Here is an 8939-nt window from a genome sequence, read left to right as displayed (position 1 = left end):
GTGCTCTCGGCGTGCCGGGCGGAAGCCCTCGTAGCGGAGCTACTAGGGCTTTTGTCCGGTGCGGCGAGAGGGCGTGCCGGGCGTCGCGACGCCACGGAGATCCATCAGAAGCCCCCTAGGCCGTCAAGGAGACGTTACCTGCTGAGGATGCGCGAAACCCCCGACCTGGGCCGGGGGTTTCGTGAAGCGTTCGATGCTGGGCCGCTACCGGGCGGGGCCCGGTGGAGCCGGCTCAGTAGTGGCCGTTGGCCTGCCAGAACGACCAAGCGTCACACGGGCTGCCGTAGCGCTCGTTCATGTAGTTCAGGCCCCACTTGATCTGGGTGGCCGGGTTGGTCTGCCAGTCGGCACCGGCCGAGGCCATCTTGCCGGCCGGCAGCGCCTGCACCAGACCGTAGGCACCCGACGAGGGGTTGGTGGCCTTGTAGTTCCAGGTGGACTCGTGGTCCACGATGTTGCTGAAGCACTGGAACTGACCGCTCGGCACGATCTGCCGCGCCATCGCCTGGACCTCGGCCACGGTGTACGAAGCCTGCTGGGGGAAGCTGGAGGCGTCACGCGTGGCCGAACGGCTCGCGATCTCCTTCTTCTCCTTGGCCTCGCGCTCCTTGGCCAGCTTCTCGGCGGCTGCCTTGTCCGCGGCGGCCTTCTTGGCCTTCGCGTCCTTGGCCGCCTGCTTGCGGGCTGCTTCCTCTGCGGACTTGCGCGCCTCCGCGTCGGCCGCGGTGGACTGGACGTCCGCCTGCTGCGTCAGGGATGCGGTCTGCGCGACGGCCTGCTGCCCAGCAGGTATGTCCGCAAGGAGCGTCGAATCGGCGGCGGTCGCCTCGATCGGGTCGGACGAGCCCTGCTGCTGCTGTCCGCCCGCGGCGACGCCGACGACGGCGCCCACAGTGGTGACCGCGGTGGCCGAAGCCACTGCGAATCCCCGGACCGAAATCCGGCTCACTCGGTTTCCTTCCAGCATCGCCCGCTTAGGTGACCTCGCGGGCGCAATCGTGCCCCTGGCGCTGTCCTCCCCTTGTTCCGTCCCCGGTGGTGCGATGGGGTCGGCTGGTCACGGGAGGCACGGGCCCGGTGGGAATCTCCCGCGGGAGATCCTCGAGGTGCTCGGGCGGCATACGGCGAACGCTGTTCAATTCTGTTACTGCTGTTGCTCGGTACCGCTGGGGGTACTGGGGTGCCGTATGCGGGGCCTGACAGAACCCACACACTGCCGGACGCGGAGCCCCCTAGGCAATTCCCCGCCAGGTGTGAAAGCTCACATCCTGTTTACGCCCTAGGATTTCTGGAAATCCCCGCGCACCAAGACGCCGCGCGGCTAAGCTCGTTGGCCTTTCCGCGCGGCGCCCTGTGGCCGCAAACGACTCAACCGGCTCAGATGTGGCCGTCCTCCAGCATTTCGGTCACCAGCGCCGCGATCGGCGAACGCTCGGAGCGGGTCAGGGTGACATGCGCGAACAGCGGATGCCCCTTCAGCTTCTCGACGACCGCCACCACACCGTCGTACCGCCCGACGCGGAGGTTGTCCCGCTGCGCCACATCGTGGGTGAGCACCACCCGGGAGTTGGCGCCGATCCGGGACAGAACGGTCAGCAGCACATTCCGCTCCAGCGACTGGGCCTCGTCAACGATGACGAAGGCGTCATGGAGCGAGCGGCCGCGGATGTGCGTCAGGGGCAGCACCTCCAGCATCCCGCGCCCCACGACCTCCTCGATCACCTCGGCGCTGGTCACCGCGGACAGGGTGTCGAAGACCGCCTGTGCCCAAGGGCTCATCTTCTCGGCCTCGGTGCCGGGCAGATAGCCCAACTCCTGGCCGCCCACCGCGTACAGCGGGCGGAAGATCATCACCTTGCGGTGCTGACGCCGCTCCAGCACGGCCTCGAGACCGGCGCACAGCGCCAGCGCCGACTTGCCGGTACCGGCCCGGCCGCCCATCGAGATGATGCCGACCTCCGGGTCGAGCAGCAGGTCCAGGGCGATGCGCTGCTCCGCGCTGCGCCCGTGGATGCCGAACGCCTCGCGGTCGCCGCGCACCAGCCGGACCTGCCCGTCCGGGGTGACCCGACCCAGCGCGTTACCGCGCTCGGACTGGAGCACCAGGCCCGTGTGCACGGGCAGTCCGGCCGCCTCGGGGACATACGCCGTCTCGGCGGCGAACAGGTCGTCCACCTGTTCGGCCGAGACGGCGAGCTCCGCCATCCCGGTCCAGCCCGAGTCGGTGATCGCCAGCTCCGCGCGGTACTCCTCGGCGAGCAGCCCCACCGAGGACGCCTTGATGCGCAGCGGCAGGTCCTTGGACACGACGGTGACGTCGTACCCCTCTGCCTGGAGGTTTCTGGCGACCGCGAGGATCCGCGAGTCGTTGTCCCCCACTTTGCCGCCGTGGTTCAGGAAGGCGGCCGGGAGGATGCCCGGGTCGGAGTGGTTGAGCTCGACACGCAGGGTGCCGCCCAGTTCCCCGATCGGAATCGGAGCGTCCAGACGGCCGTACCGGATGCGGTACTCGTCCAGCAGGCGGAGCGCCTGCCGTGCGAAGTACCCGAGCTCCGGGTGGTGCCGCTTGGCCTCCAGTTCCGTGACCACCACGACCGGCAGCACGACTTCGTGCTCGTCGAAGCGGGCCATGGCATTGGGGTCGGCCAGCAGGACGCTGGTGTCGAGGACATAGGTGCGCCGGTCGTGCTCGCGGCGTTTCTTGCTGGTCACCACGGGTGGACGAACCCCCTCGGGAGAGGTCGGGGTGCGACGGCGTCGCGGGAGTGAGGTATCCCCGCCGTAGACGGGGAACGGACCGGGCTCAGGCCCCACTGGGAGGGCCGAGCGCCGGCCCTCCGCGTCATACGCACGATCCGCACAGTCGTCCGTGTGCAAAGGGCCTCCCGGGCGAACGGCCCGATGCCGTCCGCTGGCAGTTCGACGCCCAACTGGACAGGTGGGACAGGGCGTCGACCTGGAAGGGATATTCCCTCGAACGTGCGGGGGCATGCAACGGCATATGACGGCGCGGATATGAACGTTGTGAAACCAGCGTGCTACGCGGCTCGGGGCCGGACACCGGCCGGCGTCCGGCCCCGAGCCGGTGAACTGCGGTACTACTAACGGGAACTAGTTGCCGTACCTGCGATGACGGGCGGCGTAGTCGCGCAGCGCGCGGAGGAAGTCGACCTTGCGGAAGGCGGGCCAGAAAACTTCACAGAAGTAGTACTCCGAATGGGCACTCTGCCACAGCATGAAGCCCGAGAGCCGCTGCTCGCCGCTGGTACGGATCACCAGGTCCGGATCGGGCTGCCCACGGGTGTACAGGTGTTCGGAGATGAGGTCGATGTCGACGATCTCGGCGAGCTCCTCGAAGGAGCTGCCCTTGGTGGCGTGGTCCAGCAGCAGCGACCGCACCGCGTCGGCGATCTCCTGCCGTCCGCCGTACCCGACGGCCACGTTGACCAGTATCCCGTCGACGCCCTCGGTGTCCCGCTCGGCCTCCTTGAGGACCGTCTGGGTGCGGGAGGGCAGCAGATCGCGGTTGCCGACGTGGTGCACCCGCCAGCGGCCGTCGGCCGCCAGGTCGCGGACCGCGCCCTCGATGATGCTCAGGAGCGGTACCAGCTCCTCCTCGGGACGGTCCAGGTTGTCCGTGGAGAGCAGCCAGAGCGTGACGACCTCGACGTCCGTCTCGCTGCACCAGCCGAGCAGCTCCTGGATCTTGCTGGCGCCCGCCTTGTGACCCTGCTCGGCGGTGCCGCCCGCGGCGCGGGCCCAGCGGCGGTTGCCGTCGAGGATGACTCCGATGTGCTTGGGCACCTGGGCGTGATCGAGGCGGCCTTCCACCCGGCGTGCGTAGAGCCCGTACACCAGGTCGCGCAACTTCACGTCTTCCAGCCCCTCAGTGCTTCACATGGCTCGCCATGGCAGTCCGCCCCAAGGCCGACACCCTACTGCGGGGCGGGGGGACTGGCTAACCGGGACGACCGAATGATCGCCCCCCATCACGCTTCGTAGTCGACCGTGTGGGATACGTGCAGCCCTTTGGGTCCCAGAAGCCCGAAATAGAGCGGGCCGGTCCGTGGGGGGGGAGTACGGACCGGCCCGAGGGGGGGCTTCCACCATAACGCTTCGTGAGGGGATGTCCATGCATCTCGGCGGGGACGCCTCTCCGCGCGCCGATGTCATCCGGCGCCGAGCGCCCCCAGCACCAGTCCCGCGCCCGCCCCGAGGATCATGAAAGGACCGAACGCCATCGCGGTCCGGCGCCCGGCCCGCCGGGTCAGCACCAGGCCCACGGCGCAGCAGGAGCCCAGCAGCAGCCCGGCGAGGGCGCCCACGAAGAGCACGTCCCAGCCGTACCAGCCGAGCGCGACCCCGAGCGTCAGCGCGAGCTTGACGTCGCCGAACCCCATCCCGCTCGGGCTGATCAGGAACAGCACCAGATACGCCCCGCCCAGCACCGCCCCACCCAGCAGCGCCCGCGTCCAGGACCCGGCGCTGTGCGGCAGCAGCGCCGCCGCGCCGAGCAGCGCCGCGGCGCCGCCGACCATGGGCAGGGTGAGGACGTCCGGCAGCCGGTTGACCGCCAGGTCCACGGCCGTGAGCAGCACCCCCAGCGGCACCAGCAGCAGCCACACCGCCAGCTCGGGGCGCGCGACGACGGCCGCCGCCAGACCCGCGCACACCAGCGCGGTGAGCACGGCGGCGCGCACCGGCTCGGTCCCGTAGTCCCGCTCGCCGTCCCGGCAGCCGGCGCAGCGGGCGGGGCCCAGCCAGCCGCGCGCCGGGCCGGTGAGCGCGTGCCCGCGCGGACAGGCGCCGCGCCAGGGCTCCTCCGGCTCGACGGCCAGCCGGTAGAGCGGGCGCGGTACGAGCAGCCCGGCGGCCGCGCCGTACGCGGCGGCGAGCACGATCAGCAGCGGTTGCACGGGCCGAGCCTACGGAAGCGTCCGGCCGGTGGAACACTGCCGGGACGGGCGGACGGCGTGGAACGGGCGAAGGGGGGCGCGGGTGATGGGCCGCTTTCGGGACGGTACGGGGACGCTCCTCATGGCGGACGGCGCGGACGGCGCGGACGGCGGCTCGGGCGGCGGCCCGAACGGCGCGAAGGAGGACCCGGGGGGCGTGGCGGGCGGCGCGGGGCGCGAGGCGGGCGGCGCGGGGCGTGCGGAGGGTGGCGCGGGGCGCGAGGCGAGCGGCGCGGGACGCGAGGCGGACGGCGCGGGACGCGAGGCGGGCATTCCGCTCACCATCGCCGCCTCCTACCGCGCCCGCGCCCGCGGGCTGCTCGGCCGGGACGGGCTGACCGGCGCGCTCCTACTCACCCCCGCGAGCGGGGTGCACACCTTCCGGATGCGGTTCGCCATCGACGTCGCCTATCTGGACCGGCGGATGACCGTCCTGGACGTCCACACCCTGCGCCCCGGGCGGCTCGGGCGGCCCCGGCTGCGGTCCCGCCATGTGCTGGAGGCGGAGGCGGGCGCGTTGGAGCGCTGGGGCGTGCGGCGGGGCGTGCGCGTCGTGATCGCCCCCGGCCCTTCAGCGCCGCCGCAACCTTCTGTACGCTGACGTCTCGGTGTCATGGTTGGGACACCCTCGATCGGTCATGGTCGGGACACCCTCGATCGCGGTCGAGATCATCGAGGTAGAGGTATAGGGGTAGGGGTAGCACGTGACGACCACGGGCAAGATTCTGCGTTTCGACGAGTTCCGCGGCTACGGCTTCATCGCTCCGGACGACGGTGGCGAGGACGTCTTCATGCACGCCAACGACCTGCTGGACGAGAAGCACCTGTTCCAGCCGGGATCGAAGGTGCGGTTCGTTCCCGAATACGGCGACAAGGGGCCCAAGGCCTCCGAGGTGCGCATCGTCGAGCGTGCCGTCGCGCCGGTCGTACGGCCCTCCGCCGGTCCGGACGGCGACGACACCATGTGTGATGTGCTGTCGGTGACCGAGTTCCGGCAGGAGCTGACCGAGGCGCTGGTCGAGGTGGGCGGCAGTCTGACCGCCGACCAGATCAAGCAGGTGCGCAGGCGGGTCATCGAGATCGCCCAGGCGCACAACTGGATCGAATCCTGACAGCTGGGTGAGGGGCCGCCGCCGCGATGAACAGTCGGGACGGCGGCCCTTCGCTTTCGCTGAGCCTCAGCTTCCGTCGACTGCTTCCGTCGACTGCTTCCGTTGGCTCTCAGCTTCCGGTGACCCTCAGCTTCCGGTGACCCTCAGCATCGCCCACATGGCCGCCGTCGCGGCCACCACGGTCGCCGGTGCGGTCAGCAGCCCCAGACGGGTGAACACCCCCAGGTCGGAGCCGGTCTCCGGGTCGTGGCGATGGACTATGCGCCGCCACAGCAGGGTGGCCAGGGAGCCGACATAGGTGAGGTTGGGGCCCAGGTTGACGCCGATCAGCACGGCGAGCACGGGCCCGGGGCCGCCGCCGGAGGCGATCGGCAGCAGCGCCAGCACGGCGGGCAGGTTGTTGATCAGGTTGGCCAGCACCGCCGCGACCGCCGCGATCCCCAGCAGCGCGGGCAGGCCCGCCCCGGTGGGCAGCACCTGCCCCAGCGCCTCCTGGAGGCCACCCGCCAGCACGGCCTGGACCACCACCCCGAGCGCCAGCACGAACAGGCAGAACAGCGGCCCGGTCGCGCCGATCGCCTCCCTTACGGTCGCCCGGCGGTGCCGCAGCGCCCTTACGGTGAGCACGAGGGCACCCGCCCAGGCCGCCCACTGCGGGTCGAGCCCCGCCAGCGAGGTCCCCACGAACCCGGCGAGGGTCAGCAGCAGCACGGTCACCGCGAACACCGGCACCCGGGGCCAGTCGGCGGGCGGGGGCTCGCTGGTCCCGGCGGCCAGATCGTCGGCGAAGAAGCGGCGGAAGACCAGGTACTCGATGCCGATGGTCACCAACCAGGCGGGCCCCATCAGCACGGCGAAGCGGGTGAAGGAGACCCCGCCGGCCTCCAGGGCGAGCAGATTGGTGAGGTTGGAGACCGGGAGGAGCAGGGACGCCGAGTTCGACAGATGGGCGCAGGCGTACACATGCGGCCGGGACCGCGCCCCGAGCCGGGCCGCCGTGGCGAACACCACGGGCGTGAGCAGCACCACGGTGGCGTCCAGGCTCAGCACGGCGGTGACGGTGGCCGCGACGGCGAAGACCCCGCCCAGGAGCCGGTCCGTACGCCCCGCGCAGGCCCGCGCCACGGCCTGTCCCGCCGCCTCGAAGAGCCCCTCGTCCGCGCACATCCGGGCCAGCAGCAGTACGGCGGCCAGAAAGCCCACGACGGGCAGCAGCTCCCGGGCCTCCGCCCAGGCCCGGGCGGGCGAGACCGCCCCGATGGCCACCACGATCCCGGCGGCGGGCACGGCCGCGACCGCTTCCGGCAGGCCGCGGGGCCGTACCACCGCGAAAGCCAGTACGCCGAGGAGCAGGGCGACGGCAAGGGTTTCGGCGACGGCGGTACTCAGAACAGACTCCGGCGGAGGGGTGCGATCAACACACCCATGATGCGGCATCGCGCACGACGGCCCCGCTCGACGGGTTCGCCTGCGGCGGGCTGTTCCCCCTCCCCGCCCCTTCCCGATACCAGGGGCTCCGCCCCTGGACCCCGGACGGGCTGAAATCAGCCCCTCCGGCGATTGAGGAGCGGGGTCCGGGGCGGAGCCCCGGTTGTGGGGGTCAGGCGGTCCGGGGGAAGCTGACCTCCACCCGGCGGTTGCGTTTGCGACCCTCCTCGGTCGCGTTGTCCGCGATCGGGTACTGCTCGCCGTAGCCCCGGATCTCGTAGTTGACGGACGGGTCCAGGTCCGCGGCGAGCGCCTGCTGCACCGCGTTGGCCCGCTGCTTGGAGAGCACGATGCCGTGGCCCGCGGAGCCCAGGTCGTCGGTGAAGCCGAAGACACGGACGCTCTTGGCGTTCTGCCGCTCGGCCTCGGAGGCGATCTCCTTGATCCGGGCCCGTGCGTCGCCGCCCAGCTTCGCGCTGTCCTTGCCGAAGAGCACCTCGGCCTGGAGGGCGAACTTCACCTTGGCGTTGGTGTCCTCCCGCCGCTCGTCGCCGTCGTCCGTCTCGACCACGGACTTGATGTCCAGGACCCGGCCGGGCGCCAGCTTGGCGCCCTCGGGCATCTTCAGGTCGGAGTCCTCGGCGTCGATCTTCACCGGCGGGGTGGTGTCGGCGGGCGCGCCGGGGCCGCTGTCCGCGTGGGCGGGCGGCGCCGGGGCCGTGAGGGTGACCAGGAGCGCGGTGGAGGCCAGCGCGGCCAGCACGGGGCCGCGGCGCGCGGGGCGGGCCGTCGTCGTCTGCGGTGTCATGGCGCGGCTCACCCGGAGAGGGTGATGCTGACGGACGGCATGGTCGGTATCTGGAAGTCGATGTCCTTGACGCTCTTCGGCGGGGCCGGGAACTGCGCGAACAGCGGACGGCTCTCATTGGGCTTGATCCCGGAGAGCCCCGTGGTGCACAGGCACTGGCCGTCGGTGTCCCTCAGGACGAGATAGCGCTTTTTGCCCTTCTCGTCGACCAGGGACGCGCCGGAGACGGACGAGAGTGACTTCACCTCGGTCTCCTTCGAGCGCCAGTCGATCGCGTTGAAGAGCCGGCTGCCGTGGTTGGTGACGGTGGCGTTCACGGTCACGAACCCGCCGTCGTCGCGCACGGCGGAGTGCAGGGTGACGACGACCCCGCCGGGCCCCTTCATCTCGCCGATGGTCTTGGAGGAGTCCACCGCGGGCTCCTGCTCGTCGCCGCCGTCCTTGCCCGCGGTCGACGTCCGGTCCGCGGCGTCGTCGGGTTTCTTGTCCCCGTCGCCGCTGCCGCACCCGGCCACGGCGAGGGCCAGGGCCGCGGCGAGCGCCGTCGCGGCGGCCCCCCTCCGGGCCTTCGTCGTGTGCCGAATGCTCATCGCTCGCTGTCCTTTGCTCTTCTGCTCTTCGTTCGCTCGTCAGTCG

The 8939-nt window shown here is 71.3% G+C and carries 9 protein-coding genes; 2 read left to right on the top strand and 7 right to left on the bottom strand.

Going from position 1 to position 8939, the window contains the following annotated elements:
* Positions 1-232: 232 nt before the first annotated feature.
* The 4 genes from ABD329_RS20320 to ABD329_RS20305 all read right to left on the bottom strand — a co-directional run bounded on the left by ABD329_RS20320 (position 233) and on the right by ABD329_RS20305 (position 4916).
* The gene (locus ABD329_RS20320; protein ID WP_486388699.1) at positions 233-949 is read right to left on the bottom strand and encodes an aggregation-promoting factor C-terminal-like domain-containing protein; all 717 of its coding nucleotides are present in this window, start codon (positions 947-949) and stop codon (positions 233-235) included.
* 428 nt (positions 950-1377) lie between these two features.
* On the bottom strand, positions 1378-2715 hold the full coding sequence (gene phoH2, locus ABD329_RS20315) for an RNA 5'-3' helicase PhoH2 (RefSeq protein ID WP_198277562.1): 1338 nt from the start codon (positions 2713-2715) through the stop codon (positions 1378-1380).
* A gap of 396 nt (positions 2716-3111) precedes the next feature.
* A complete protein-coding gene (locus ABD329_RS20310; RefSeq protein ID WP_198277563.1) occupies positions 3112-3873 on the bottom strand; it encodes an isoprenyl transferase in 762 nt (253 codons plus the stop codon).
* Positions 3874-4169: 296 nt separating this feature from the next.
* On the bottom strand, positions 4170-4916 hold the full coding sequence (locus ABD329_RS20305; protein WP_344316717.1) for a prepilin peptidase: 747 nt from the start codon (positions 4914-4916) through the stop codon (positions 4170-4172).
* A gap of 310 nt (positions 4917-5226) precedes the next feature.
* Here ABD329_RS20305 and ABD329_RS20300 point away from each other — a divergent pair, with 310 nt between their 5' ends.
* Together ABD329_RS20300 and ABD329_RS20295 are read left to right on the top strand one after the other, a co-directional pair.
* Positions 5227-5556 (top strand): DUF192 domain-containing protein, encoded by a 330-nt coding sequence (locus ABD329_RS20300; protein WP_198282160.1) that lies wholly within the window; start codon positions 5227-5229, stop codon positions 5554-5556.
* A 103-nt stretch (positions 5557-5659) separates the two neighbouring features.
* Positions 5660-6067 carry a cold shock domain-containing protein gene (locus tag ABD329_RS20295; protein ID WP_198282159.1) on the top strand — a complete coding sequence of 136 codons (408 nt, stop codon included), beginning with the start codon at positions 5660-5662 and terminating at the stop codon, positions 6065-6067.
* Between the two features lie 126 nt (positions 6068-6193).
* Here ABD329_RS20295 and ABD329_RS20290 read toward each other — a convergent pair whose 3' ends face one another.
* The 3 genes from ABD329_RS20290 to ABD329_RS20280 form a co-directional block, all read right to left on the bottom strand.
* Positions 6194-7456, bottom strand: a complete 1263-nt coding sequence (locus ABD329_RS20290; RefSeq protein WP_198282161.1) for an SLC13 family permease — start codon at positions 7454-7456, stop codon at positions 6194-6196.
* A gap of 211 nt (positions 7457-7667) precedes the next feature.
* Complete coding sequence (locus ABD329_RS20285) at positions 7668-8303, bottom strand: OmpA family protein (protein ID WP_198278574.1); 636 nt, start codon at positions 8301-8303, stop codon at positions 7668-7670.
* 8 nt (positions 8304-8311) lie between these two features.
* The gene (locus ABD329_RS20280) at positions 8312-8893 is read right to left on the bottom strand and encodes a hypothetical protein (RefSeq protein ID WP_198278573.1); all 582 of its coding nucleotides are present in this window, start codon (positions 8891-8893) and stop codon (positions 8312-8314) included.
* Positions 8894-8939: the final 46 nt, after the last annotated feature.

The sequence above is a fragment of the Streptomyces javensis genome, assembly GCF_039525925.1.
Classification (GTDB): Bacteria; Actinomycetota; Actinomycetes; order Streptomycetales; family Streptomycetaceae; genus Streptomyces; species Streptomyces asiaticus.
This window is presented reverse-complemented; position numbering and strand designations above follow the sequence as displayed.

What these genes read in the sequence shown, in the direction of transcription:
- ABD329_RS20280 (WP_198278573.1), bottom strand. Translation starts at nt 8,893, where the DNA reads ATGAGCATTCGGCACACGACGAAGGCCCGGAGGGGGGCCGCCGCGACG.
- ABD329_RS20285 (WP_198278574.1), bottom strand. Translation starts at nt 8,303, where the DNA reads ATGACACCGCAGACGACGACGGCCCGCCCCGCGCGCCGCGGCCCCGTG.